We start from the raw sequence: 24,915 nt of genomic DNA on the forward strand, positions 1-24,915 counted from the left end.
TTCGCAGATTATTGAAAAAACGGCACACCAAATTTCTTTATTCATTTGCCGGAAAGGCATAAAATAATAATATTGAACAAAGGATTTGGAGGCTTACACATGTCAAAGGCTTTATCATATGTAAAACCGTATTCCCTTTTGGCGGGAATCGCTCTGTTTTTCATGCTCATCGAGCTTGCGGTAGAGCTGATACAGCCCCTGCTGATCGGGAAAATCATTGACGAAGGAATTTTAAAGCAGGATCTCGGTACGGTTTGGCTGTGGGGCGGCGTGATGATCGGGCTGACCGCTGTTTCATTCGCATCGGGAATTTTAAATTCATTCTACTCCGCCCACATCAGCCAAAGCTATGCGTATGATACGCGAAAAGGGATTTTTCAAAAAATTCAATCCTTCTCTTATTCGACGTTTGCGCAATTCTCATCTACGTCGTTTATCACCAGGCTGACAAACGATGTGACGCAGGTCCAGAATATGCTTTTCATGAGTCTCCGGTTTATGCTCAGGGCGCCGTTAATGATTGCGGGGGGCATTATTCTCTCGCTGACCGTCAATGCGAAACTCGGGTTTTTTCTGCTGATCACGGTGCCGGTTTTGCTTTTGTTTTTGCTGTGGGTGCTGAAAAGAGGCGGCGCGCTGTTTCGGTCCGTGCAAAAGCGGCTTGATCAGGTCAACACGATCATGCAGGAAAACCTGACGGCGATCAAACTGATTAAAGCGCTCCTCCGTGCAAACCACGAAGTGAAACGTTTTTTGAAATCGAATACGAAGCTGATGGAAAAAACGGTTTCCGCTTTTCGTCTCGTGGAAGCGGCGATGCCGATTTTAATGCTGCTGATGAACAGCTGCATTTTGTTTATCTTATGGTTCGGCGCCAAAAGCATTGCTCAGGGCGGAGCGCAGGTCGGCGATGTCGTTTCCGTCATTAACTATGCGACGCGGATTACAGGCGCGCTGTCCGTCCTGCCATTTCTCATTATGGTATTTTCCCGGGCGAAGGCTTCCGGGGAAAGAATCGGCGAGGTGCTGGAAACAGAAGGCGGCGAGGGAACGGGGCATGACCCGGCGCGGGCGCTAGCAGGCGGGATTGAGTTTCGCGAAGTGTCCTTCCGCTATCCGGACATGGAAAAAGACGCGCTGCATCACGTGTCCTTTTCAGCCAGCCCGAAAGAAACGGTTGCCATTATGGGCGCGACAGGTTCAGGGAAATCAACGCTTTTTCAGCTGATTCCGCGCCTGTACACGGCTGATTCAGGCAGTATTTTCATAGACGGCAAACCGATCGGTGAATTCTCCGCTTGCGGGCTGCGCAGGGAAATCGGCTATGTGCCGCAGGAAGTGCTTCTGTTTTCGGGCACAATCCGTGAAAATATCGCCTGGGGACGGGAGGATGCTTCACTAGATGAAGTAATGGAAGCGGCCAAAGACGCGCAAATCCATGACACGATTATGAAGCTGTCAAACGGGTACGACACGGTGCTGGGACAGCGGGGCGTCAATTTGTCAGGCGGGCAGAAGCAGCGGATTTCCATCGCGCGCGCTTTTATCAGAAAACCGTCCCTCCTGCTGTTAGATGACAGTACGAGCGCGCTCGATCTTCAAACGGAAGCGAAGCTTTTACAAGCGATCAGATCCTATGAATGCACGACACTGATTATTACGCAGAAAATAACCACCGCGATGAAGGCTGACACCATCTTATTGCTTGAAGACGGCGAACTGCTGGCAAAAGGCACGCACAAAGAGCTGATGGCACAGTCTCATCTGTACCGGCAGATTTATGAATCACAATTCGGAAAGGAGGGAGCTGACAGTGGAGAAAGACATTCGTAAACCTTTCCGATATCCGAAAATACCGCTCAAATCAAATGAAGGCGGCAGAAAACGCGCGAAAGCAAAAGATACAAAAGGCACGCTGCGCAGAATCTGGTCGTATGTAGCCGAAAAAAAAGGGCTTTTAACCCTTGTGATCATCATGGTAGTCATAAGCGCCATATTCGGCCTGCTCGGACCGTTCGTCATCGGGAAAGCAATTGATCATTTTATCGTCGGACGGACGACGGACGGATTGGCGGGTGTACTGTTCATACTGTTTGGGATTTACCTCGTGCAATCATTGTCCTTATGGTTTCAAAACTATTGGATGATCAATATCTCGCAAAGCACCGTGTTTAAAATGCGGAGCGAGCTGTTCACCCATCTGCATGAGCTGCCGATACCGTTTTTTGATAAACAGCGCCTCGGCGATTTGATGAGCCGGGTTACCAATGATATCGAAAATGTCAGCTCCACTTTAAATACATCCGTCATTCAAGTGCTGTCGAGCGTCATTACATTCGTCGGCACAATCGCCGTCATGCTGTACATGAGCCCGCTTTTAACATTGATCACGCTTTTGATTATTCCGATCATGCTTTTGAGCATTAAATGGATCACCAACCGGACGGGACTCCTGTTTAAGCAGCAGCAGAAAAACCTCGGCGAGCTGAACGGTTTTATTGAAGAGTCGATATCAGGAGCGAAGGTCATTAAAGCCTATTCGAGGGAAGACCGCGTCATGGAGCAATTTTTAGAAAAAAACGCGGCGTTACAATCATCAGGGTTTTGGGCGCAGACAATTTCGGGATTCATTCCGAAAGTCATGAACTCTTTAAACAATTTAAGCTTTACGATTATAGCGGCGGTCGGCGGGCTGTTTGCGCTGAAGGGGTGGATTTCGATCGGTTCCATTGTCGTATTCGCAGAATACTCGCGGCAGTTCACGCGCCCTTTAAATGATTTGGCGAACCAGTTCAATACGATGTTATCGGCCATCGCCGGGGCTGAGCGGGTGTTTGACGTGCTGGATGAAAAAGAGGAGCGGGAAGATGAAGAGCATGCGACGCACCAGCCGATCAAAACGGGAGAGATTGAATTCCGAGATGTCTCCTTCGGCTATCAGGAAGACAGCCTGATCTTAAAACATCTGTCCTTCAGCGTTCCGAAAGGACAGTCAATCGCCTTCGTCGGACCGACCGGAGCGGGTAAAACAACCGTTACGAGCCTGATCGCCCGTTTTTACGAGCCCAATAACGGAAAAATCCTCATTGACGGAACGGACATCAAAAAACTGACGAGGTCCAGTCTGAGAAAAAACATGGGGTTTGTCCTGCAGGATTCCTTTCTCTTTCAGGGCACCATCAGGGAAAATATCCGTTACGGCCGTCTGGATGCATCTGATCAAGAGGTGGAGGCAGCCGCAAAAGCCGCCAATGCCCACGGATTCATCGAACGGCTCCCGAAAGGCTACGATACCGTCCTTACCCAAAACGGCGCGGGCATCAGCCAAGGACAAAAACAGCTTATTTCCATCGCGAGAGCTGTGCTGGCGGACCCGGTGCTGCTCATTTTGGATGAAGCGACGAGCAACATTGATACGGTGACGGAAGTGAAAATACAAGAAGCGCTCGGCCGTTTAATGGCGGGCAGAACAAGCGTCATCATCGCTCACAGGCTGAACACGATTCAAAAAGCCGATCAGATTCTTGTGCTGAAAGACGGCGAAATGGCTGAAAAAGGAACCCATGCCGAACTTCTCAGCCAGAACGGGTTTTACCGGGAATTATATGAGAGCCAGTTCCGGGAATCATAGGTAGGGAAAAAGACCTCCGACAGAGTGCGGAGGTCTTTTTTTTGCGAAGACAAATAGTACTTTTAAGTTATTTTCGTTAAATGTAACAAAATTACTTGACGTAAATAAGTTATGTATATATACTAGCTTACATAAAGTAAGTGATAATAATTTTCAAGGAGGATTTTATGAATAAATCATTCGAAACAGGAACACTGCTTTTAAGGGTTGTAACAGGTATTATCTTTTTTGTTCACGGTTTATCCAAGTTTCAAGGGTTGGAAGGAACTACGCAATTTTTCCAGAGCATCGGGCTTCCGGCCTTTATGGTCTACGTCATCGCGACGATTGAGCTTGTCGGCGGGGTTCTGATCTTTTTCGGTTTGGCGACGCGCATTATCGGCGTTCTGTTTGCCGTCACATTAGTCGGCGCCATTTTCACGGCGAAGCTTTCCTCACCATTTATGGGCGGATCGGAATTTGATTTCATCTTACTGGTTGCGTCAATTCACTTAGCGCTTTCAGGAAGCCGTCTGCTTTCATTGGATCAGCTCCTTTTCAAATCAAAAAAGGGAGAAACTTTTTCAGCATAAGAAAGAAGGCGTTCAAATGACCGGCATTCATCAAGATACAGCAATCGGTTATGTCAAATTGACGATTAAAAATATGGAACGCTCGCTCGGCTTTTACCAAAATGTCATCGGCCTTCAAGTCATCTCGCAGACAGATCGTTCTGCAGAACTGTCAGCAGACGGAAAACGCGTCCTGCTGGTGCTTGAAGAAAATCCGAGCGCCATCGTTCTCCCGGAGCGGTCTGTCACCGGCCTTTACCATTTCGCGATACTTCTGCCTGACCGGAAAGAACTCGGCATCGCATTGGCCAGGCTGATTGAAAACGGCATCGCGCTCGGTCAGGGGGATCACGCGGTCAGTGAGGCTCTTTACTTGTCTGATCCGGACGGCAACGGCATTGAAATATACGCCGATCGTCCCCGCAGCACGTGGCAGCGCGATGCAGAGGGCAATTATGTCATGCAAACGGCGCCCGTCGATGTGGACGGGCTTTTGGAAGAAGCCGGAGCTGAACGGAAAAGCCGTCTCCCGGAAGGAACCGTTATCGGCCACATCCATCTTCATGTGACGGATTTACAGAAAGCCAAAGCGTTTTACACCGATATCCTCGGTTTTGACATTGTCGGTAATTACGCGGGAATGTCCGCTCTGTTTGTTTCGGCGGGAGGGTATCACCATCACATCGGTCTGAATATATGGGCCGGAAAACATGCGCCGCCGAAACCGGGAAATGCAAGCGGGCTGGATTATTACACCATCGCGCTGCCGCATCAAAAAGAGCTGTCACGTGTGACAAAAGCGCTGACCGATGCCGGCTTTGAGATCGAAGAAAGAGAAGAGGGCGTATTCGTCAAAGACCCTGTATCAGGGGCGGATATCGCATTTACACTGTAAGAAAAAACCCTTGCCGTCTAACCGGCAAGGGTTTTTATTTTTCTAAAGGCTCGGGAAAGAAGAACGTCGATTTGCAATATACACCCGGCTTTTGTGTGACTGAAGAGAGCGAACATCTCAGTGAGGCGCAAAAATGACGCGTGGAGCCCGCCATCGCCGGCCCGAACTCAGGGCATCCGCTGGATTGAAAATGGGTGTCCGTTCGGCGGATCAGGGAGCTGTATGGGCAGACTTTGAATAGAAAAAGGGAAGAGCCGCATCCGGTCACAAGATGCGGCTTTTCATATACAATTTACAATTGTGTGAAAAATGCCCAAAATAAATTGTACTTCCTGATTCTTCCTGATATGATAAGCCGAAAAAGGAGAACCTCCACAAATGAATTCAAATGCAGCACAGACGGAACAGTCTATGAAGCATAACGGAAACCGGATGACGTTCAAGGACTTTATCATTCTTGCCAAACCGGGGATTATCATCTCAAATTCACTCGCCGCATTAGGCGGATTTTGGATCGCGTGGCTTCAGTCGGAAAGGACGGACGGAGGGCCCGGTATATTTGCCGCCATGGCGGCTGCCATGATCGGCACGGCGTTAGTCATGGCGTCAAGCACTGTTTTTAATAACTTCTTTGACCGCGGCATGGACGCAAAGATGGAGCGAACCCGCACCCGCGCCAGCGTCACGGGAAGAATACCGCCGACGGTCATGGTCCTGTACGGCACATGTCTCGGCGTATGCGGATTCATCATGCTTGCTTCGCTTAATGTACTGACCGCCGTTCTTGGCCTGCTTGCATTTTTGCTGTATGCCGTCGTTTATACGCTTTGGTTTAAAAGACAATCCGTCTGGAGCACATTTGTCGGCAGCTTTCCGGGGGCGGCTCCGCCTTTAATCGGTTATTGCGCGCTGGCCGGGTACATTGATATGCCCGCGATTTTGTTATACGCGATTATGTTTTTGTGGCAGCCGCCGCATTTCTGGGCGATCGGAATCAGGCGAAAGGAAGAGTATCGTGCCGCCGGCATTCCGCTTTTGCCGATCATAAAAGGCAATCGCGTCACAAAAATAAAAATGCTGCGCTATATCGCCGTTTTGACTGCGGTTTCGCTGCTCGTTCCTCTTTATATAGACGTCAGCCCGTTTTATACCGCGTCCGCTCTCCTGCTCGGGGCCATCTGGCTGTACCGGAGCGTCAAAGGCTTTCAGGCGGCGGATGACACGCAATGGTCGAAGGGGATGTTTTTTTATTCGATTGTTTATTTCAGTCTGCTTTTTCTTATTTTAATGGCTGATTCGTTTATCAATGCGGTCCTCAGAACGTAAACAGGCGGCCTGCAGATACAGAGCCGCCCCGTTTTGTTTATGCTTTTTTGATGAGAGCCAAAATATCTTCAAGCCAGGAAATATAATTCCGTTCCCGCTCAAGCGCTTTTGTCAGCACGAGATAATGGCCGAAATCAGGAGAAGAAAATGAATCCGCCTCCGCGGACGATGTCATCAGTTCTTGATAACTGTTTTCCAGATCGGACAATTTCTCCTGCCGCTTTACGAGCTGATCGGTGAATAGCTCATCCGCTTCTTCCTGCGTCAAAGCTGAGATGAAATAAGCCTTCAGCATAAATTCATCCTTCACCGTTTCCGGAATCGGGTCTTTTTTCGTCAGCCAGGCAGCAAGCTCCAGCTCTCCCTTGTCAGTCAGCGTGTACATTTTTTTCTCAAGCTTCGTTCCTTGAATCGCAGTGCGAAACGTAATAAATCCCTCAGCCGTCAGTTTTTTTAATTCCGGATAAATCTGGCTGTGCTTTGCGCTCCAAAACTGGCCGAGCTCTTCCTTAAAATAGCTCGATATATCATATCCGCTCAATTCGCCTTTTCGCAAAAGCCCTAAAATCGCGTACTTTAAAATTCTCATGTTGTCCTCCAAGCCCATTCATTTGACAGCTAGTATACCATACGGCCGCTCAAAAACGCAGAAGCGCCGGATGCTTGTCATTGAATCCGCGGCGCCAAAATCAGCAAAAATATGCAGCAAGGGGTTATCGAAACGGCAGCAGAACTGGAAAAAGCCTTTCTCGTGTCTTTGCCTCATTCATATGACATCATGATATAATCATTGTAAAAATTAATAAATACTGGGAGGGACATATGAAGACGGTGATTGTGTATGCAAACCCGGATGAGAACAGTTTCAATGCGGCTCTCGTAAAATACGTCGCCATGGCTTTAAAGGACAGCGGCCAAAGCTATACGGTCATTGACTTATACGCCGATCAATTTGATCCCGTGCTGAAGTACGGCGGCGAAAAAAAGCGCTCTGACATGAACCGGGACGCTGAAACGAAGAAATACCGGAAACTGATGAAAGAAGCGGATCATCTCATTTTCATCTACCCGCTGTGGTGGGGAGGCGTTCCGGCGATTATGAAAGGCTTTTTTGACAGAGTGCTTGTCGCCGGAGAAGCCTACACATATGAAAACGGCCGCGTAAAAGGACTGCTCCGGGCAGAGACGGCACAGGTCTTTTATACGGCGGACTCCCCGGGCTGGTACTTAAAGTGGTTCCGGAAAAACTCGGACTGGATTACGCTGAAAAAAAGCATTCTGCAATTTTGCGGCATTCAAAAAGCCGAGCGGAACCTTTTTTCTGTCGTCAGAACGAGCACCCCCGAACTGCGGGAAAAATGGCTGCGCCAAGCATACGCCAAAGTCCGGCGCGCTTGTGAAAAAGGAGCGGCCGCATGCAGATAAAAGAAATTTTCGTGATTCGCTGCCTGTCCTGTTTAAGTGTCGTTCTGCTTCACGCAGTTTCAATGGTGCTGATGATTCAGGAAGAGTCCTTAGCCAGTGCCGCCCATACGGTTGATGCGTTTCGGACCCTGTTGATGTTCAGCACGCCGGCGTTTATCTTTATTTCGGAATTTCTGCTTGCCAGGTCATACCCGAAAGGCGTTCCAGCGGGTTTTTTAAAGAAAAGGGGCAAAGTCATTTTCGTGCCGTTTCTGTTTATTGCCGCGGTGGATGCCATTTTAATGAAAAGCGTGGCGGAAGAAGGAGCCGGATTCGTTTCAGTGATCGGTAAATTTTTAGAAAATGTGTTTTTAGGAAACTTCATCGGCTACTTCATTCTTGTGATCTTTCAATTTTACATTCTCCATATGCTGCTGCACCGCTGGCTGAACAACACATCCCCCGTGGGGGTGCTGTCTGTTTCGTTTATCATCAACGCCGTCTATCTGGCTTACTTTTCCATCTTTCATCCGCCGGCATCATCGGGGCTTGATTCTATTTTTCCGTTCTTTTGGGTTCCGTTTCCGGGCTGGGTATTTTATTTCTGTCTGGCATTTTATTGCGGAAAGGAATATCCGCGTTTTTTATCGCTCATCAATCAGTACCGTTATGCGGTTTACTTCAGTGCGGCCGTATCGGCAATATTGATTGTGGCCGTTTCATATATCAGCGGCGGCTCCATTTCCTCTAAGCGTCCGGATATTATGATTTACGCGGTCAGTATGATCTTTCTGTGTTTTCATCTGTTTTCAAAGCTCAAAAAAGTGCCCGCGATTGTGATGATGATCAGCAACTATTCGTTTTCAATCTATCTGCTGCACTCCTACTTTTTAATCAGCGGATATCTTCTGGAAGGCTATTTGCGGTCAATGCCTTTAGCGGCTGCCATCCTTCTTTTATTTTTGATCTGCACGCTAGGTCCCATTTTCGTATCGTGGGGGTGCAACCATTTCAGATACGGATACCTGTTTGTCGGGAAAGTGTATCAGCCGAAGCAGACCAAAAGAAATACGGCGGCGCATCAAGGCCGCACAGTCTGAAAAAAAGGCGGCGTTTCGGCCGCCTTTTTGATACGGGTCCGCTTTATCCGGCACGAGGACGGATAGTTGTACATCCTGCATACAAAGCCCCCGCCTGCGGCTGTTTTGACGGATGCATTTATGACAAAATAACGCCATCGATTTTCTCCCTTGTGAAGACCGATATATTGTATACTTATAGGAAATACTTTCAAAAAAAGTGAAAAAGAGAAAAACTGTGAGCTTGGATGAACGACTAAAAAGGAGCGGGGACATTATGAATGACTGTGTCAAAACATTCGGAGAACTTCCGGCCGAACTTTATTCCTTTGCGGGAGGAAAAGGAAGCATTCTCTCTAAAATGTATCAAAGCGGGTATCCTGTGCCTGAAGGGTTTGTGATTTTGCCGTCAGCCTTTCAGGACGGACAGCTCCGCCATCAGGCGAGAGAGGCTGTTGATCAATATGTGAATTCCATCCGCAGCCGCCATGCATCTGCGTTGTTTGCCGTACGCTCATCCGCGCTGAGCGAGGATTCCGCTCAGGCTTCCTTTGCCGGAGAATTCGATACGGTGTTGAATGTCAGAACAGATCAAGACATGTCCAGGGCGATTGATGAAGTCCGCCGGTCGGTACAGTCAGAAAGAGTAAAAGCGTACAGCGCCGTTCAGGGAATGGAAGATGAGCATGAAATCGCAATCGTCATCCAGCTGATGATACCGTCTGAGATATCCGGAGTGCTGTTTACCGCAGATCCAATTACGGGGAGCAGGCGGGAGATGACAGGCAATTACGTCTACGGTCTCGGGGAGCAGCTCGTTTCCGGGGAAGCCGATGCCTATTCTTTTAAACTGGCACGGCCCAAGAAAAAATATGACGGCCCCGGGGAATTTCGCAAATATGCGTCAAAGCTCTATAAACTGGCGAAAAAGCTGGAAAAAGATCTTGGAGGGCCGCAGGATATTGAATGGGCCGCCGCGGGCGGGACATTGTATATTCTTCAATCCCGCCCGATTACGACCTTACAAGCCGGAAATCTGGAAACCTATGAATGGAACGATTCTTTCAGCGGTGATTTTTTATGGACAAACACAAATATAGGAGAAGCGATTCCCGATGTGATGACGCCGCTGACATGGTCGCTCCTCCGGAATCTGGATGAAGAGTCGGGCATCATTCCGGGCTATTATGTCTGGTCCGGCAATATTTGCGGCAGAGCCTATAACAATATGAGCCAGCCTCTTTCCGTTCTCGCCGCTTTCGGTCTGAATCCGAAAGGCGGAAAAATTGGAAAAATGATGAGCGATACATTGGGAGAAATCCCGGCGGAAATGAAGATACCTTTATATCCGTTCTCAAAGTATGAATTATTGAAGATCATCCCGAAAAAACTGAAACCGTATCTGTCGAAAATGAAGCAAGCGAAAAAAAACATGTCTTCCTACTTGGACGAATCACCAGAGTGGTGCCGGAATATTGAGGAAAAGCTGAAACGCGCCGAAACGGAGCAGGCATTATTAGCGATATGGAACGATGAGATCTATCCGTATTTATGCAACGCGTGGTTTGCGTTAATATCCGGCGGGCGTGATTCTGCGCAATCCTCTTCGTCGTTAACCTCTCAATTAACAAAACTCGCAGGCATAGAAGATGCGAATCTCCTGCTTTCCAATCTGAGGGGAAAAGGCGGACTGGCCAGCCTGGAGCCGATTATCGGCATTGATCAAGTCATGAAAGGCCGTATGAGCGAGGAAGAATATCTCAGGAACCAGGGCCACCGTGGCCCGCATGAATACGAACTTTCCATACCGCATCCGGGAGAAAACCGGGATTGGCTGACGAAGCAGATCAAAGAACACAAGGAGTCGGGTATTGATGCCGAACAACTGCTTTTGAAACAGCAGCGGGCGCATGAACAGGCCTTCCGAAGATTTGAAAAAAAGTTTCCTCATAAGGTCAAATGGCTCAAAGCCAAAATGGAAAAAGCGTCAGAATACGCGAATATTAGAGAAACAACCAGATCCGAATTTGTCAGAGTGTACCGGACAGCCAGAGCATTCGCGCTCAGAGCGGCGGAAATGACCGGCATGAAGGACGATATTTTCTTCCTGTATCTGCATGAAATAACCGATCTGCTCGCGGGGAAAGAGCCGGCGGTTGCGTCGATTCAAGCGAGAAAGCAAAACTATGAAACCTATAAAAAACTGCCGCCGTTTCCATCCGTTATTAACGGAAGATTCAATCCGTTTAAATGGGCTGAGGATCCTGACAGAAGAGCGGATTATTACGATGCTTTTATGCCTGCGGAAACGGATGATGCGCATACTTTAAAAGGTTTCGCGGGAGCGGCCGGGAGAGTGGAGGGCATTGTCCGTGTCCTTGATGCTCCGGAAGACGGTGATTCTTTTGCGGCGGGAGAAATTTTAGTGACGTCGACAACCAATGTAGGCTGGACCCCGCTTTTTCCAAGAGCGGCTGCCATCATAACGGACGTCGGCGCCCCTTTGTCCCACGCGGCGATCGTCGCCCGGGAACTGGGGATTCCTGCCGTTGTCGGGTGCGGAAATGCAACGTCAAAACTGAAAACGGGGGACAGGGTGGCCGTTGACGGCGGGCAAGGCATCGTCCAGCTGGAACCGCGGCAGACTCCGGTCACTTCTGAAGAGGAAAATGGTAAACTGATAGAATAGAATCATGAGAAAGGAGCCGCGCATGAATAAAGCAGTTATTAACGGGGAGCAAATCAGAAGTATGAGCGACCTGCACCAGACATTGAAAAAGGAACTTGCCCTTCCTGAGTACTACGGTGAAAACCTTGACGCTTTATGGGACTGTCTGACCGGATGGGTGGAGTACCCTCTTGTTTTAGAATGGAGACAGTTTGAACAAAGCAAGCAGCTTACAGAAAATGGCGCCGAGAGTGTGCTTGAGGTCTTTCGTGAAGCGAAAGCGGAAGGCTGCGACATCACCATCATACTTTCATAATACGAGCAGCGGGAGAGAGACAAAAATGGAAAAACAAACCCTCAGCTATCCGATCGGAGAGTATCAGCCGGCTGAATCGATTTCGGCCGGACAGAAACAAGAATGGATCAATGCGCTGGAACACGCTCCGGCTAAACTGAACCAAGCTGTCAGAGCGATGTCGGCCAGTCAGCTTGATACGCCGTACCGCGAAGGGGGATGGACTGTCCGCCAAGTGGTTCACCATCTGGCGGACAGCCACATGAACGGCTATACCCGGTTTAAATTGAGCTTAACGGAGAATGAACCGGAAATCCGTCCTTATGATGAAAAAGGCTGGGCCGCTCTTCATGATTCCAAAACAGCCGCTTGCGGGGATGCGCTTGAGCTGTTAACGATCCTGCACAGAAGATGGGCCGCTCTTTTGCGCTCCATGACGGAAGCCCAATTCAAACGGACATACTTCCATCCTGTATCTAAAGAGACGGTTACGCTGGAACAGGCGCTCGGGCTATATGTCTGGCACTCTGAACATCACATCGCCCATATTACCGAGCTTTCCCGGCGGATGGGCTGGCATCTGTCTTAGAGGATGCCGGCTTCCGGAAAAACGCCAAAACAGCCGCAGACACAATCGTGCATAATGAAATGACGGCGGCTGCCGTATAAAGATGGTGGTAGCCGCTGGAAATGCCCGCTTCAATCGCATCAGAAACCGCTTTTTTGACGGCGGGAACGGGGATTCGGCTTACCTGCTCCTGCAACGAAGAAAGTCCGCCGCCGATATCGGGCGTTTGCGCCTGATCAGCGGGAATGCCGCTTTTCGTTAAGCGGTTTTTAATTTCCTCTCCGATCCGGTCAAAGCCCGCTGTAATGAAGCCGGCATATAAAGCCGGAGCGAGCGTCAGCCCGACCTGCCTTACGAGTGACAGCGTGCCGAGCGCTGTTCCTTTGTTTTGGCCCGCCGTTTCTGATACAAGCACATTCAGCGGAGCCCCGAGCAGAAATCCGAAACCGATCCCCGCAATGACACTCGCCGTGACAAATTCCCATTTATCCGTCACCCATAACGGAAACAGGCTGAAGCCCGCAAAGGCGATGGCGCCTGATACAACCGCGGAGAAGACCGGTCCTTTTTTATCCGTGACCGCCCCGCCGAGCCACGCTCCGATGCCTGACGCCAACGCAAGCGGCGTCATCCAATAACCCGCTTTCTCCGCCGATACGTGCAAATATTGCTCCGCATAAGAAGGAATAAAAATGACCGCAGCGAGCAGCCCTCCCGATAAAAATCCGATGACAAGCGTCCATTGAAACACTTTATTTTGCAGCAGCGAGTAGGCGAGAATCGGATCGCCCCCCCGGTTTTCAACCCGCTTTTCGACCTTAAGCAGCACCAGAAAGAGAAGTGCCGCTCCCAAAAGATACCCGTACACCTTTACGTCCATTATGCTTTCTGACAGCTTCGCCCCATCGAGATTCGTGATACCGATCATACAAGATAAAATCGCAAGAGACAGCAGCATTGTGCCGGCGAGGTCAAGCCGTTTCGCCTCAGGCTCTTTCGTTTCAGCGATAAACAAACCGCCGCACACAACCAAAGCGGCGGCAATCGGCAGGTTAATCAAGAACAGCCAATGCCACGATCCGGTTACATCAAGCAAAAAGCTCCCGATATTCGGTCCGAGGACGGCCGCCATACCGTTCATCGCCCCTAAAAGCCCGAGAGCTTTCCCCTGTTTCTCCTTCGGAAGCACGGCCAGCACATGCGAACTCCCGATTATAAAAATTCCGCCGCCGCCAAGCGCCTGAATGAGCCGTGCCGCCAAAAACATCGGGAAGCTCTGACTGAGTGCGACAAGCAAAGAGCCGAGTCCGAACAGGCCGACTTCCATCATAAACAGTTTTTTCCGCCCGTATCGGTCCGACAGCTTGCCGACAATCGGCACACTGACACTGAGTCCCAATGTGTAAAGGGTCACTCCCCATGATCCCCATGAAGGAGAAACATCAAAAGAGCTGTTAATCGTCGTCAGAGCAGCGGAAATAATTCCGTTGTCCAGCGCCGCCATGAACACACCGATCGTAAAAAGAGTGATGGCCCGGCTCTGGTTTTTTTCTGTTTGCAATGGATCCGGCATACTGATCAATCCTTCCTTTTTTAATTCACTTCGAATATATTATTCACTTAGAGTGAATTAAATGTCAAACAAAAAAAGGCCGCCGATACCGGCAGGCCTTTTTCATCTCTATGCCTGTTTGGAAGAATCAAGGGCTCTTGCCAAGATGGCAAGTCCTTGATTGACCGTTTGTTTTTCTTCAGCGGTCAGCGTTTCCAATGAACGCTTCAATTTTACATGTCCTTTTTGATAAAGGCTGCGGAAAATATCTTTTGCGTTTTCCGTTAATTGAACGACGACTGAACGGCGGTCTTCTTCTGACGGAGCGCGTGTAATGAAACATGATTTTTCTAAACGGTCAAGGAGCCCCGTCGTATTTGAAAGAGAAGCGCCCATTTTCTCCGCTATGTCACTCACCTTAAGCGTCCCGTGGTTGTTCAGAAGCATCAGCACCTTCATTTGCGGCATGCTCATATCAAGCTTCATCCACTCCGACACATCGCCGAGTCCCGCCGAGGTCATCACTTTCATGTACAGTATCCAAATATCCCGTTCCTCAGGAGAAAAAATATCGCCGCCTAATACCGTTGTATCATGCAGATTATAATCCATCGTCTCACTTCCTCATTCATACTCCTGCATACCATATTACTGATTTTAATCAGAGAAAGAAAGTTGCAGACGAGTTTTGTTTGAATGTGAGGTGGTAGTGTATAATATGTTGGAGATTATTGGGGGAATTATAATAAATAAGCTATTTTATGATGATTGGAGAGAACATTGCTGACTAAAAAGAATGCCTTATCGATATTAAAAGTATTATTTCCTATTGCAGTTTTGCTTTTAGTCATTTATCAGTCCAAAAAGGAATTGACAGACCTTTCTTTTAAACGAACGCTGTATATTATTAACGGGATTGAGCGTTACGATTTATTTATTCTCGTTCTGCTCGGTCTCCTTGCCGTCAGCGCGATGTCCTTTTATGACTTTGTGCTGAAACGGACGCTTCGCCTCGACATTCCGAATTGGAAAGTATTCAGGGTCTCCTTTATCGCCAATTCCTTTAACAATGTCCTTGGATTCGGCGGTCTGGCGGGCGTCGGGCTGCGGACGATGCTTTACAAAGAGCATACGAATGACGTAAAACGCCTTGTCGCAGGCATCGCCTGGCTTACGTCCTCAGCGCTGCTCGGGCTGTCCGTCTTCAGTATCCTGACGATTGCCCGCATTCTGCCGGTCGGAGAGATTACAGGTGAGAAACCGTGGCTGTGGGCTGTAATCGCCGGAGTGGCGCTTATTGTGCCGGCAGCCTTAATCGCCGCTTGGATCAACAATAAAAAAGCTCGCGCAGAAGACGGTGAAGCAAAACCGAGGCATCCGGTTTTTTCTTACATCGGGGCATCGTTTGCCGAATGGTTTGCGGCGGCCGTCGTCATGTATTATTCCCTGTATGTCATGGGGATTCACGCGGATGTCCGCCATGTATTCGGTGTATTTGCCATTGCCGCTATCGGGGGAATCATCAGCCTTGTGCCGGGAGGATTCGGTTCGTTTGACCTTCTGTTTCTGCTCGGTATGCAGAATATGGGCTTTCCGCAGGAGGCGGTTGTGACATCCATCGTCATCTACCGGATTGTGTATTCATTTATTCCGTTTGTGTTCGGGCTGTTCTTTGCGGCCGGCGATTTAACGGAAAATACGCTTAAACGGCTGGAATCAAATCCGAAGATGGCGCCCGCCGTGGAAACGACGAACGTGCTTCTCGTATTCCAGCGCGCCATCTTAATCAGAGTGCTTTACGGTTCGCTGTCGCTTTTGGTTTTCATGGCGGGAGTCGTTGTGCTGGCGTCCGTTGCCCTGCCGATTGACAGGGAGACGGTCATCCCGCATATTCCGCGCCCGGCGCTCCTTGCGTTTAACGCGTTATCGTTAAGCGCGGCTTTGATTCTTTTAATCTTGCCGATTGAATTATACAAACGGACGAAACGTTCTTATTCAATGGCGGTTGCTGCGCTGGTCGGCGGTTTTGTGTTCAGTTTCTTAAAAGGATTGAACATCAGCGCGATCTTTATTCTGCCTGTCGTCATCGTATTGCTGGTGCTGTTAAAGCGGCAGTTTATCAGAGAGCAGGCATCGTATACGCTCGGCCAGATGATTTTTGCCGCCGCTCTGTTTATTATCGCCTTGTTTAACTACAATCTCATTGCCGGCTTTATTTGGGATAAAATGAATCGGCTGCTGCGCCACGATTATTTCGTTCATAACAATTCGCACATTACATATGCCACGATGACGGCCATTATTGTTGTGCCGCTGTTTTTCCTTTTGTTTACGGTCTTTTATCATAAAAGATCGAAGCCGATCGGAGAAAAGGCCGATCCTGAACGGCTGAAGTCCTTTTTGGCGGAAGAAGGCGGAAACGCCCTCAGCCATCTCGGCTTTCTCGGGGATAAGCGGTTTTATTTCTCAAGCGACGGCAAAGCGCTTTTATTGTTCGGCCAGATTTCCAGAAGGCTTGTCGTGCTCGGTGATCCGTCAGGACAGAGAGACTCTTTTCCGCTTGTGATTGAGGAATTTCTGAATGAAGCGCATAAGCAGGGGCTGAGTGTCATGTTTTATCAGATCGAACGTGAAGATCTGGCGCTGTACCATGACTTCGGCTATAACTTCTTCAAGCTCGGAGAAGAGGCGTTCGTGGATATGGAAGCATTTACGCTGTCAGGTAAGAAAAAAGCGGGGCTGCGGGCGATTAACAACAAATTTGACCGCGAAGGCTACACATTTCATGTCGGGGAACCGCCGTTTTCCTCCGAGTTTATCGCCAAGCTGAAAGACATATCGGACGAATGGCTCGGACCGAAAAAAGAGAAAGGTTTTTCTCTCGGTTTCTTCGACCGGGATTATCTGGAACAGGCGCCGATTGCTTACGTGAAAGACGCGGAAGGGGAGATCATCGCTTTTGCCAACCTGATGCCGATGTATCAGGAAGGCGAGATATCAGTCGACTTGATGCGTTATCGGAAAAGTGCGCCGAACGGTATTATGGATGCGCTTTTCATCCGTCTGTTTCTCTGGGCGCAGGAAAAAGGCTATACCACCTTTAATATGGGCATGGCGCCTTTGTCAAACGTAGGAACGGCTTTTACATCTTTCTGGTCGGAAAGAATCGCGGCCGTCATTTTCAACAACGTCCGGTATATGTACAGCTTCAGCGGGCTGCGGGCCTTTAAAGAAAAATACAAACCGGAGTGGCGCGGGAAATACTTGGCGTACCGTAAAAACAGATCGCTGTCCGTCACGATGATTCTCGTCACCCGCCTGATCGGAAAAACCAAAAAAAGACGCCGTTAAAAGGCGTCTTTTTTTTGAAGAATTAACTAAAAATTCTAATTTTACTCTGTTATACTGAATAACATGATCATAAGGTGAAAGGAAGGCTGATGAATGAAACAGGCAACCGTGTTTAAATATGAAGCGTTTACCGATATTCCTGATTTGGGAAATCCCGCGGGAATCGTCTTTAACGGAGATGATTATTCAGATGAAGAGATGCAGATGATCGCCGAAATGGCAGGGTACAATGAAACCTCATTTCTCTGCAAAAGCGGAGAAGCCGATCTGCGCATCCGCTATTTTACACCCGGCCACGAAATGAATTTATGCGGACATGCTACCGTCGCCTCTCTTTACGCATTAATTGAAAAGGGAAGGCTTCAGGCTGATCAGACATATCAAATTGAGACAAAAGCCGGTATTCTTCCCGCAAAAGCCGCTGAACGAAACGGCCGGGTATACATCACGCTCGAACAGGCACCCCCGCAATTTCTGCCGTTTACGGGAGACAAAGAAAAGCTTGCGGCCTCGCTCGGGATTACAGCTGAGGATTTTCACAGCGAGCTGCCGATTGTTTACGGATCAACGGGGATCTGGACACTGATTGTTCCGCTGAGATCACTTCAAGCATCACGGAATATGGTGCCGGAAAACGCACAATTCCCCGCTGTTTTGCGCGATCTTCCGAAAGCGAGCGTTCATCCGTTTTCTCTGGAAACCGTTCATCCGGAAAGTGATCTGCACGGACGCCATTTTTCTTCCCCTTTCTCCGGAACGACCGAAGATCCCGTCACGGGAACCGCTTCAGGCGTTATGGCGGCCTATATGAGGCAATACGGAGGCTCTGAAGCCGAATGCCTCACGATTGAACAAGGCCACGAAATCGGGAAAGACGGAAAAGTGGAAATCAGGATTACAGAAGATAACGAAAAGATGAAAATCGAGATGACGGGAACGGCCGTGTATGCCGAATCAATCAATTTTCAGCTTCCGTAACGGTTTACAAGAGACGGTCGTATCCGTTATATTATAAATGATAATCATTTTCAATTGAATAGGAAGGTGAATCGGCATGCCGAAAACCGAACAACTACAGCAAAACGAAAGTCTTGCACATACAATCAGAAACAGAAGATCCATCCGGTCGTTTAAGCCGGAAACCGTACCTTCTGAAGTCATATTAGATATGCTTGAAACGGCCGTTTACGCGCCGAACCACAGACTGACGGAGCCATGGCGTTTTATCTACGCAGCAAGCGAAGCGGGAAAAGCGAAGCTTGCGGACAGCTACGTCTCATTTTTCAAAAAAATAAAAGATGATTTCAACGAGGAAAAAGAGCGGAACATGAGAAAAAACCTCAGCGCCGTTCCGGGATTTTTGCTTGTCGTCTTAAAAGAAGATGAAAATGAATTTACGAGAAACGATGATTTCGCGGCGCTGAGCGGCATGATTCAAAACCTTCAGCTGCTCGCACATGAAAACGGCATCGGCATGGTCTGGAAAAGCGGCCGCATCATGTATGACAAACAGGTGCACCAAGACTTCGGTCTGGCAGACAATGAGCGCTTCGCCGCCATCATTCAAACGGGCTATCCGGATGAACAGCCTAAGGCGAAAGAACGGACGCCGGCAAAAAGCCTGTTTACCGAGTTGTAAAAAAATCCCCGTCTCTATACAGAGGCGGGGATTTCGTATTAGCGGGTTTTGCTTTTAGCTCTGTTGTCAGCGGCTTTCATCCGCGCCTGCGCTTCGCGGTCAGCGGAATCAGCAAGCTCGCTTGAATATTCCTCGTACGTGCCGTCTGTTTCGCGTTTCAAAGCATCCGGAACTTGAGGAAGTTTTTGTTTGTTTTTATCACGGTTTTTGTGAGTATGATTTCTGCCCATATCAATCGCCCCCTGAAAAAAGTGATATCAAACAAACATAGTATCTGCCCGGCCCCGATCTTTATTCAGTTTATTTCCGTTTGGCTGCTCTTTCCGCTTTTTTAAATTCACCGGAATAAAGGACTTCCTGCATTTTTTTCAGATTGGCTCCCTGCTGATGTTTTTCGCGCTTCTTTTCCATAAAAGAAGACCCTCCTTCAAAACAGAATACCAATAGGATTGGCTTTTATTTCCGTTTTTATGCAGATAAGATATCCTTTAAAGCCAACTCAAGTTCTTCATACGTAAACTGAAAACCGGATGTCAGCGCCTGCTTAGGCAGGGCGCGCTGGCCTTTTACGATCAGCAGGCTCATTTCTCCCAAGGCCTTCTCCAGAAAAAATTCCGGTACGGGAATCCAATGGGGGCGGTGCAGGACGCTTGCGATCGTCTTTCCGAATTGCTTCATTTCTACGGGATTCGGCGATGTCACATTCATGGGACCGGACAAGTCATCATGCTCCGCCGCAAAAGCAATAAGTTCCGCGGCGTCATCGACATGAACCCATGACAGCCACTGCCGTCCAGAGCCGACGGTGCCGCCCGCTAACAGCTTATAAGGGAGAACCATGAGCGGCAGGGCGCCTTTTTCACCGAGCATCACGCCGAATCTGGCATATACCGTCCGGATGCCGAGCGCTTCAATTTTCTGGCCTTCACGCTCCCACATATGAGCCGTATGACTGAGAAAGTCTTCATTTGACGTATCGGACTGCTCAGTGAACGTTTTCTCTGTGCTTGTGCCGTAAATGCCGACGGCGCTTGCCTGAATCAAAGTCCGGGGTTTTTTCGGCTGCTGCTTCATAATCCGTCTGACTTCTCTCGTCGCTTCTATTCTGCTTGAAATGATTTGTTCCTTCGTTGTGTCCGTCCAGCGGTCAAAGATGGATTTGCCGGCGAGGTTCACCCATACATCAATAGGGGGAAGCTCGCGCTCAGGCGCCGCGTTTTCGGCCAGCCATTGAACATATGTCACATTTTTTTGTTCGGTTTCTCTCTGTTTTCTTGATAAAATATAGACATGATGTCCCCGGCGGGTAAACACACCTGTCAGATGCCGGCCCAGAAAACCAGTGCCGCCTGTCATCGCGATATTCATATCCATCTCTCCTTACACGTTGATACATATACTGTACCTCATTTGCCAAAAAGAAAAACGCCTGAACATCGGGGCGGGAAAGGAGACCGGGATGCCGTTTATTACAAAAATATCGACCCAAAAGAAAAATACCGAGCGCTTCAACATCTTTCTTGATGAGAAATATGCATTCAGCGTCGACGCCGACGTGCTTGTGCGTTTTGACCTGAAAAAAGGGAAAGAACTGGACGAGCTTGACATTCTTGAAATCCAGCACGGTGATGACGTGAAAAAAGCCTTTAACCGCGCCGTAGAATTTTTATCATATCGGATGCGGTCTGAAAAAGAAGTCCGGGATCACCTGAAGAAAAAAGAAACACCGGACATGGTCATTTCTGAAGTCATCCATAAACTGTACGATTACCGCTACTTAAATGACAAAGAATTTGCCGAAGCCTATGCGAGCACCCACAAAAAAACAAACGGCAAAGGCCCTGACGTCCTGTTCCGCGAGCTGAAAGCGAAAGGAATAGACGACGATACCATCAAGGAGACGCTCAGCGCGTTTACATTTGATGAGCAGATACAAGAAGCGCTGAAACATATCGGCAAAATCCTCAAAAAAGACAAAAAGCTGTCCACAAAAGAGATCAGACAGCGGGCGCAGATGCAGCTTCAGCGAAAAGGTTTCCCTTTCGACGTCATCAATGCCGCTCTGGAGCAGACGGAGTATGAAAATGATGATGAAGCCGAGATGGAAGCTCTGAAGGCTCATGCGGAAAAAGCGATCAGGAAATACCGCTATGACGGCAGCTATGAAAGCGGAATGAAGGTCAAACAGTACTTATTCAGAAAAGGATTCTCGATTGACGATATTGATCAATTCTTGCAGGAAGAGGAGTAAACTGAAATGGACAAACGATACAGTCAAATGACGCCTCATGAACTACAGACAGAAATTGCGGGACTGACGGAAAAAGTGCGTAAAGCGGAACAGATGGGCATTGTAAATGAACTGGCCGTGCTTGAACGGAAAATTACGATGGCCAAAGCTTACATGCTGAACCCGGAAGACTTTCGGCCCGGCGGGGTGTATCAGATAGAAGGTTCTGATGACACTTTCCGCATTGATTACATCAACGGCGTATTCGCCTGGGGACACAGATCTTCCCCGTCTGACGGGGAAGAAGCACTGCCGATTTCCGTTTTAAAAGAAAAATAATAACAAAAGAGGCCGGTTCCGGCCTCTTTTTCTTTTCGGGCACATTCGTTTCAACCTTTCAGTAAAAAATGATTGAATTCATTTTTGATATCTTTTAAGATGGAATTCGTTGTTTTTTAATAAAAAGGAGGCGATTTGCGTTGAATATCAAAATGAAACAGCCATCTGTGAAATTAATGATTTTTGTTTTAATGATTTGCACATTTTCCATCGGGTATACGGAATATGCTGTTATGGGTATTCTGACGTCGATTGCCGATGACTTTCATATACATGTATCTTCAGCGGGCATGCTTGTTACGGCGTACGCGGCAAGCGTCTGCCTGACGGGCCCGATCGTAACTATTATCGCGGTTAAGCTGCCGAGAAAGCCGGTGCTGCTAGGGTTGATGGGCATCTTCGTGCTTGCCAACCTGATGAGCGTCTTTGCGCCGAACTTCGCCGTGCTGGCGATTTCCAGAATTTTATCCGCATCCATTCACGGAGCCTTTTTTGCGATCGCCATGGTGTTTGCGAGTGAAATGGTGCCGCCTGAAAAACGATCCGCCGCCGCGGCTTCCATGAACGGCGGATTAACCGTGGCGCTGATGCTCGGCGTTCCGTTCGGCTCTTATTTAGGGGATGCCCTTAACTGGCGGGCCGTCTTTTTCATTATTTCCGTTTTAGGCCTGATCGGGCTGATCGGACTGATGCTGGTCGTACCGAACCGAAAACCGAAAGTGATTCCGATGCTGATGAATGAATGGAGTGTCTTTAAGCATAAACAAGTGATTTTTTCCTTTGCGATCACCATTCTCGGCTACTCAGGCGTCTTTATCGCTTACACGTTTATTGAGCCGATTTTAAGAGATTCAGCGGGGTTCGGCACAGTCGGCATTACAGGCGCATTATTTGCCTACGGTCTCGGCGGAGTGGCGGGGAATTTCTTCGCGGGGAAAGTGCCGCTCAAACTGCTGACGCGCACGATGATCGGTGTGATGATCGGCCTGATCGGCGTCTTGGCGATTTTTCCTTATATCGCTGTTTTTCCCGCCGCAGCCGTTTCAGCGACATTTTTGTTCGGCGCATGTGCGTTCGGCACGCCGCCGCTTTTGCAGACCAAGGTTATTTCCTCCTCTGAAAACGGCACGACAATCGCCGCTGCGGTGAGCGTTTCCGCCTTTAACCTGGCAAACGCGCTCGGCGCCTGGATCGGCGGATTGATTCTCGGGGGAACGGGATCTTACTCATGGCTGTTTGCCGGCGGTGCGCTGATGACGGCTCTCGGCCTTGTGCTTTCCACGTTCGCTCATCTGTCTGAGAAGAAAGATGTTTATGAATACCAAGTGCATAAAGGATAACAAAAAGCTTGCAGGGGATATTCCGCCTGCAAGCTTTTTTCAATGTTTCAACGTAATGCTGATCACCGTATGTTTATCGCTCTCAGCTAAGGAAATATTCCGGGTTTCCGGTACCCCGTCTTTTTCAAAAACAACGGCATAGGTTCCTTTCGCGCCGCTTTTCCATGTCATCTCGCCGTGGTGATCAGTCTTGCCTATTATCTCTCCGCGGTCTATATTCGGCTGATGATCTGACTCCGCCGCTTTCATCACGGTAACCGTCACACCGGCCGCCGGTGAACCGTCTGCATTCTCAACATGGAGCGTAACGGGCAGTGCTTTTTTGGCGGCGGAATCATCCGCTTTGCCGCATCCGCATAAAACGGCTGCCGCGAGAAAGAAGACAAAAGCTTTATTGATTTGACCAATATTGAATGTTGTCGAATACACTGTTTGTCACCCTTGTTCCCAGATTGTAAGACGACCCGCCGTTTGTATGAATGGCAATGGCGGTCTGGCCGGTGTCGCTGTAATTGCGGTAAACGGGCGATCCGCTCTGGCAGCCGAACGTATCTGTCGTGTAAGTGAGTTTATATGTCTCGGCAGAACGTATCGGCTTGCTGTCCGACCACATGGAACCGGACACTTTGTCGCACGGATACCCTGTCACGGTTGAGGAAAGCCCGGCCGGACTGGAACTATTGGTCGTCCGATAGCCGTACCAGCCGACAGTATTCCCGGGCGACCCGTTTACTTTGATTGCGCCGTAGTCATAGTTTGTGTCACCGTTTTCTGTCCACCCTTTGACACTGTAGAAGGTCTTGCCTGAATAAGAGCCGTACGGGTACGATGACCCGTTGCGGCCGGGAGCTGCCGTAATTTTCGATGCCCAGCCGTTTTTCTGATCATACACGCAATGTCCCGCCGTAACGATCGTGTCGGCATTGACAAAAAAACCGGTGCATCCGTAGGTGCTTGTGCTGCCGCTGTATGTAACGGTCAGCTGTGCTGTCGCGCGATATGGAAATGATGTTGTGGGAGAAATTCTGATTCGTTCGTCTGTCCCAATAATACTGGAAGGCTTTAATGACTTGATGTCAGCTTTGCTGTTTTGTGCAAGCTGTCTTTTGGTGAGGCCCGTTCCTTCATAAGCGGGAGATGTCTGTGTTGTTTGTACAGGCTGATTCTGATTTGCGTCAAACTCCTCACCGCTGTTTGATACAGATGTCTGCGGGCTGCCCGCTGCTTCTGCTGAAACAGCAAATAATGAAACTGACAGTAAGAATGCGGTAAGGCTCAGCAATCGTTTTGAAACTGTCTTCATTTTATAAAACCCCTCCTTTTTTGTCTACCGGCTTGCGGTTTAACATTTAACATATTATGGAATTTATTTAGCGTTATGACCGCAAGAGGATGTTTTTTTCCGCAAAAAAAAGACCGGGTCATTCCCGGTCTCTTACGGTGTGTGTTATCGTCTGCCTGAAGCTCTCATGCGCTCTTGCGGGTGCGAATTAATTGAACCGTCCGCCCGTTTAGAAGCGTAGTCATCCTTTGCCCGCGGTTCGCCTTCAAACTTATTATTGTTCTGATTAGGAAATCCTTTTGCCTTGTTCCGGACCATTTGTTTTCCCCCTCGGCCAATATCAAAAGGTTGCGCCTTCTGGACTGAAGACGTAAAGTTAGTATATGCCTGTGACAAGCTGCGTAAAAGCAGCAGGTTTTCCCAAGGAAAGGAGACAGAGACATGAATACATATATCGACAAACTGACGAATTTGCTGCTTGAGAAAAATGACATGCTCAGCTATTTGCAAGCGCGGACTTGGGTTGAGCTTTTATGGGGAGATTTCGAAGCGACTTACGCAAAAGCCGGCCGCCCGTACCAAGGAGAGCAAATGACGGAACGCGTCGTCAAGGAATGGATCGAATCATACGGCAGCAAGCTCCATATGTTCCAAAGCGTTCGGGAAGACGTTTCTCATTATTTGGATCAAAGCAGGGGTCTCCTGCATTAATATAGCAGTGCGCCCGCCGGATACCGTCCGGCGGTTTTTTCTTTTTATAAAAGA

26 protein-coding genes are annotated in these 24,915 nt (G+C 48.8%); 17 read left to right on the plus strand and 9 right to left on the minus strand.

The genetic code is table 11. The features are described 5' to 3' along the window. Positions 1-99: 99 nt before the first annotated feature. The 5 genes from L3V45_RS04070 to cyoE all read left to right on the plus strand — a co-directional run bounded on the left by L3V45_RS04070 (position 100) and on the right by cyoE (position 6,403). Positions 100-1,833: an ABC transporter ATP-binding protein gene (locus L3V45_RS04070; protein ID WP_043866926.1), complete on the plus strand. Its 1,734-nt coding sequence runs from the start codon at positions 100-102 to the stop codon at positions 1,831-1,833. Then, on the plus strand, positions 1,814-3,631 hold the full coding sequence (locus tag L3V45_RS04075; protein WP_024085027.1) for an ABC transporter ATP-binding protein: 1,818 nt from the start codon (positions 1,814-1,816) through the stop codon (positions 3,629-3,631). Before L3V45_RS04070 ends, L3V45_RS04075 begins: the two co-directional genes overlap by 20 nt. A 167-nt stretch (positions 3,632-3,798) precedes the next feature. Beyond that, entirely contained in the window at positions 3,799-4,203 is a 405-nt protein-coding gene (locus tag L3V45_RS04080) for a DoxX family oxidoreductase CatD (protein WP_003155526.1), read from the plus strand. Positions 4,204-4,219: 16 nt separating this feature from the next. Further along, a complete protein-coding gene (locus tag L3V45_RS04085; protein WP_024085028.1) occupies positions 4,220-5,077 on the plus strand; it encodes a catechol 2,3-dioxygenase in 858 nt (285 codons plus the stop codon). 378 nt (positions 5,078-5,455) lie between these two features. Next, entirely contained in the window at positions 5,456-6,403 is a 948-nt protein-coding gene (cyoE, locus tag L3V45_RS04090) for a heme o synthase (protein WP_063174935.1), read from the plus strand. A gap of 37 nt (positions 6,404-6,440) precedes the next feature. On the opposite strand, the gene L3V45_RS04095 is transcribed toward cyoE, so the two are convergent. Further along, the gene (locus tag L3V45_RS04095; RefSeq protein WP_014304649.1) at positions 6,441-6,992 is read right to left on the minus strand and encodes a PadR family transcriptional regulator; all 552 of its coding nucleotides are present in this window, start codon (positions 6,990-6,992) and stop codon (positions 6,441-6,443) included. 233 nt (positions 6,993-7,225) lie between these two features. Between L3V45_RS04095 and L3V45_RS04100 the strand changes: the two genes are divergently transcribed. The 5 genes from L3V45_RS04100 (at position 7,226) to bstA (ending at position 12,438) form a co-directional block, all read left to right on the plus strand. Then, positions 7,226-7,828 (plus strand): NAD(P)H-dependent oxidoreductase, encoded by a 603-nt coding sequence (locus tag L3V45_RS04100; RefSeq protein ID WP_003155520.1) that lies wholly within the window; start codon positions 7,226-7,228, stop codon positions 7,826-7,828. Next, positions 7,819-8,907 (plus strand): acyltransferase family protein, encoded by a 1,089-nt coding sequence (locus L3V45_RS04105; protein WP_014304650.1) that lies wholly within the window; start codon positions 7,819-7,821, stop codon positions 8,905-8,907. Before L3V45_RS04100 ends, L3V45_RS04105 begins: the two co-directional genes overlap by 10 nt. Before the next feature lie 256 nt (positions 8,908-9,163). Then, positions 9,164-11,575: a PEP/pyruvate-binding domain-containing protein gene (locus tag L3V45_RS04110; protein ID WP_014304651.1), complete on the plus strand. Its 2,412-nt coding sequence runs from the start codon at positions 9,164-9,166 to the stop codon at positions 11,573-11,575. 22 nt (positions 11,576-11,597) lie between these two features. Continuing rightward, positions 11,598-11,870 carry a ribonuclease inhibitor Barstar gene (locus L3V45_RS04115; RefSeq protein WP_003155515.1) on the plus strand — a complete coding sequence of 91 codons (273 nt, stop codon included), beginning with the start codon at positions 11,598-11,600 and terminating at the stop codon, positions 11,868-11,870. A 25-nt stretch (positions 11,871-11,895) separates the two neighbouring features. Continuing rightward, positions 11,896-12,438, plus strand: a complete 543-nt coding sequence (bstA, locus tag L3V45_RS04120) for a bacillithiol transferase BstA (RefSeq protein WP_025854024.1) — start codon at positions 11,896-11,898, stop codon at positions 12,436-12,438. Here bstA and L3V45_RS04125 read toward each other — a convergent pair. Then, on the minus strand, positions 12,398-13,990 hold the full coding sequence (locus tag L3V45_RS04125; protein ID WP_160249080.1) for an MFS transporter: 1,593 nt from the start codon (positions 13,988-13,990) through the stop codon (positions 12,398-12,400). The two genes, bstA and L3V45_RS04125, sit on opposite strands and share 41 nt — an antisense overlap. 108 nt (positions 13,991-14,098) lie before the next feature. After that, positions 14,099-14,581, minus strand: a complete 483-nt coding sequence (locus L3V45_RS04130; protein WP_014304654.1) for a MarR family transcriptional regulator — start codon at positions 14,579-14,581, stop codon at positions 14,099-14,101. A gap of 168 nt (positions 14,582-14,749) precedes the next feature. Between L3V45_RS04130 and mprF the strand changes: the two genes are divergently transcribed. The 3 genes from mprF (at position 14,750) to L3V45_RS04145 (ending at position 18,959) form a co-directional block, all read left to right on the plus strand. Next, positions 14,750-17,320 carry a bifunctional lysylphosphatidylglycerol flippase/synthetase MprF gene (mprF, locus tag L3V45_RS04135; RefSeq protein WP_052587316.1) on the plus strand — a complete coding sequence of 857 codons (2,571 nt, stop codon included), beginning with the start codon at positions 14,750-14,752 and terminating at the stop codon, positions 17,318-17,320. A 93-nt stretch (positions 17,321-17,413) separates the two neighbouring features. Continuing rightward, positions 17,414-18,298, plus strand: a complete 885-nt coding sequence (locus L3V45_RS04140) for a PhzF family phenazine biosynthesis isomerase (protein WP_032857466.1) — start codon at positions 17,414-17,416, stop codon at positions 18,296-18,298. A 76-nt stretch (positions 18,299-18,374) separates the two neighbouring features. After that, entirely contained in the window at positions 18,375-18,959 is a 585-nt protein-coding gene (locus tag L3V45_RS04145; RefSeq protein WP_007408549.1) for a nitroreductase family protein, read from the plus strand. A 38-nt stretch (positions 18,960-18,997) separates the two neighbouring features. On the opposite strand, the gene L3V45_RS04150 is transcribed toward L3V45_RS04145, so the two are convergent. From L3V45_RS04150 to L3V45_RS04160, 3 genes are all read right to left on the minus strand, one after another. Then, positions 18,998-19,189, minus strand: coding sequence for a YfhD family protein (locus tag L3V45_RS04150; protein ID WP_003155508.1), 192 nt, complete (start codon positions 19,187-19,189; stop codon positions 18,998-19,000). A gap of 70 nt (positions 19,190-19,259) precedes the next feature. Next, positions 19,260-19,370: a YfhE family protein gene (locus L3V45_RS04155; protein ID WP_003155504.1), complete on the minus strand. Its 111-nt coding sequence runs from the start codon at positions 19,368-19,370 to the stop codon at positions 19,260-19,262. A 57-nt stretch (positions 19,371-19,427) separates the two neighbouring features. Continuing rightward, positions 19,428-20,327 (minus strand): TIGR01777 family oxidoreductase, encoded by a 900-nt coding sequence (locus tag L3V45_RS04160; RefSeq protein WP_014304657.1) that lies wholly within the window; start codon positions 20,325-20,327, stop codon positions 19,428-19,430. Positions 20,328-20,418: 91 nt separating this feature from the next. Here L3V45_RS04160 and recX point away from each other — a divergent pair, with 91 nt between their 5' ends. From recX to L3V45_RS04175, 3 genes are all read left to right on the plus strand, one after another. Continuing rightward, complete coding sequence (gene recX / locus L3V45_RS04165) at positions 20,419-21,210, plus strand: recombination regulator RecX (protein ID WP_003155502.1); 792 nt, start codon at positions 20,419-20,421, stop codon at positions 21,208-21,210. Between the two features lie 6 nt (positions 21,211-21,216). Beyond that, entirely contained in the window at positions 21,217-21,528 is a 312-nt protein-coding gene (locus L3V45_RS04170; RefSeq protein ID WP_236837266.1) for a YfhH family protein, read from the plus strand. A gap of 146 nt (positions 21,529-21,674) precedes the next feature. Next, positions 21,675-22,868 (plus strand): MFS transporter, encoded by a 1,194-nt coding sequence (locus L3V45_RS04175; protein ID WP_025650229.1) that lies wholly within the window; start codon positions 21,675-21,677, stop codon positions 22,866-22,868. 39 nt (positions 22,869-22,907) lie between these two features. Here the strand turns inward: L3V45_RS04175 and L3V45_RS04180 are convergent, their stop codons facing one another. From L3V45_RS04180 to L3V45_RS04190, 3 genes are all read right to left on the minus strand, one after another. Continuing rightward, on the minus strand, positions 22,908-23,297 hold the full coding sequence (locus tag L3V45_RS04180) for a DUF2606 family protein (protein ID WP_024085032.1): 390 nt from the start codon (positions 23,295-23,297) through the stop codon (positions 22,908-22,910). Then, positions 23,260-24,171: a trypsin-like serine peptidase gene (locus L3V45_RS04185; RefSeq protein ID WP_003155497.1), complete on the minus strand. Its 912-nt coding sequence runs from the start codon at positions 24,169-24,171 to the stop codon at positions 23,260-23,262. Before L3V45_RS04185 ends, L3V45_RS04180 begins: the two co-directional genes overlap by 38 nt. 144 nt (positions 24,172-24,315) lie before the next feature. After that, on the minus strand, positions 24,316-24,468 hold the full coding sequence (locus L3V45_RS04190; RefSeq protein WP_003155495.1) for a small, acid-soluble spore protein K: 153 nt from the start codon (positions 24,466-24,468) through the stop codon (positions 24,316-24,318). A gap of 123 nt (positions 24,469-24,591) precedes the next feature. On the opposite strand from L3V45_RS04190, the gene L3V45_RS04195 reads away from it, so the two are divergent. Beyond that, a complete protein-coding gene (locus L3V45_RS04195; RefSeq protein ID WP_003155492.1) occupies positions 24,592-24,861 on the plus strand; it encodes a YfhJ family protein in 270 nt (89 codons plus the stop codon). Positions 24,862-24,915: the final 54 nt, after the last annotated feature.

The organism is Bacillus sp. R45 (assembly GCF_021729365.1).
GTDB classification, from domain to species: domain Bacteria; phylum Bacillota; class Bacilli; order Bacillales; family Bacillaceae; genus Bacillus; species Bacillus velezensis.

Excerpts from the sequence above, each read along its gene's own strand:
- L3V45_RS04070 (WP_043866926.1), top strand. The coding sequence starts at position 100 with ATGTCAAAGGCTTTATCATATGTAAAACCGTATTCCCTTTTGGCGGGA.
- L3V45_RS04080 (WP_003155526.1), top strand. The coding sequence starts at position 3,799 with ATGAATAAATCATTCGAAACAGGAACACTGCTTTTAAGGGTTGTAACA.
- L3V45_RS04085 (WP_024085028.1), top strand. The coding sequence starts at position 4,220 with ATGACCGGCATTCATCAAGATACAGCAATCGGTTATGTCAAATTGACG.
- cyoE (WP_063174935.1), top strand. The coding sequence starts at position 5,456 with ATGAATTCAAATGCAGCACAGACGGAACAGTCTATGAAGCATAACGGA.
- L3V45_RS04095 (WP_014304649.1), bottom strand. The coding sequence starts at position 6,992 with ATGAGAATTTTAAAGTACGCGATTTTAGGGCTTTTGCGAAAAGGCGAA.
- L3V45_RS04100 (WP_003155520.1), top strand. The coding sequence starts at position 7,226 with ATGAAGACGGTGATTGTGTATGCAAACCCGGATGAGAACAGTTTCAAT.
- L3V45_RS04105 (WP_014304650.1), top strand. The coding sequence starts at position 7,819 with ATGCAGATAAAAGAAATTTTCGTGATTCGCTGCCTGTCCTGTTTAAGT.
- L3V45_RS04110 (WP_014304651.1), top strand. The coding sequence starts at position 9,164 with ATGAATGACTGTGTCAAAACATTCGGAGAACTTCCGGCCGAACTTTAT.
- L3V45_RS04115 (WP_003155515.1), top strand. The coding sequence starts at position 11,598 with ATGAATAAAGCAGTTATTAACGGGGAGCAAATCAGAAGTATGAGCGAC.
- bstA (WP_025854024.1), top strand. The coding sequence starts at position 11,896 with ATGGAAAAACAAACCCTCAGCTATCCGATCGGAGAGTATCAGCCGGCT.
- L3V45_RS04125 (WP_160249080.1), bottom strand. The coding sequence starts at position 13,990 with ATGCCGGATCCATTGCAAACAGAAAAAAACCAGAGCCGGGCCATCACT.
- L3V45_RS04130 (WP_014304654.1), bottom strand. The coding sequence starts at position 14,581 with ATGGATTATAATCTGCATGATACAACGGTATTAGGCGGCGATATTTTT.
- L3V45_RS04140 (WP_032857466.1), top strand. The coding sequence starts at position 17,414 with ATGAAACAGGCAACCGTGTTTAAATATGAAGCGTTTACCGATATTCCT.
- L3V45_RS04145 (WP_007408549.1), top strand. The coding sequence starts at position 18,375 with ATGCCGAAAACCGAACAACTACAGCAAAACGAAAGTCTTGCACATACA.
- L3V45_RS04150 (WP_003155508.1), bottom strand. The coding sequence starts at position 19,189 with ATGGGCAGAAATCATACTCACAAAAACCGTGATAAAAACAAACAAAAA.
- L3V45_RS04155 (WP_003155504.1), bottom strand. The coding sequence starts at position 19,370 with ATGGAAAAGAAGCGCGAAAAACATCAGCAGGGAGCCAATCTGAAAAAA.
- L3V45_RS04160 (WP_014304657.1), bottom strand. The coding sequence starts at position 20,327 with ATGAATATCGCGATGACAGGCGGCACTGGTTTTCTGGGCCGGCATCTG.
- recX (WP_003155502.1), top strand. The coding sequence starts at position 20,419 with ATGCCGTTTATTACAAAAATATCGACCCAAAAGAAAAATACCGAGCGC.
- L3V45_RS04170 (WP_236837266.1), top strand. The coding sequence starts at position 21,217 with ATGGACAAACGATACAGTCAAATGACGCCTCATGAACTACAGACAGAA.
- L3V45_RS04185 (WP_003155497.1), bottom strand. The coding sequence starts at position 24,171 with ATGAAGACAGTTTCAAAACGATTGCTGAGCCTTACCGCATTCTTACTG.
- L3V45_RS04190 (WP_003155495.1), bottom strand. The coding sequence starts at position 24,468 with ATGGTCCGGAACAAGGCAAAAGGATTTCCTAATCAGAACAATAATAAG.
- L3V45_RS04195 (WP_003155492.1), top strand. The coding sequence starts at position 24,592 with ATGAATACATATATCGACAAACTGACGAATTTGCTGCTTGAGAAAAAT.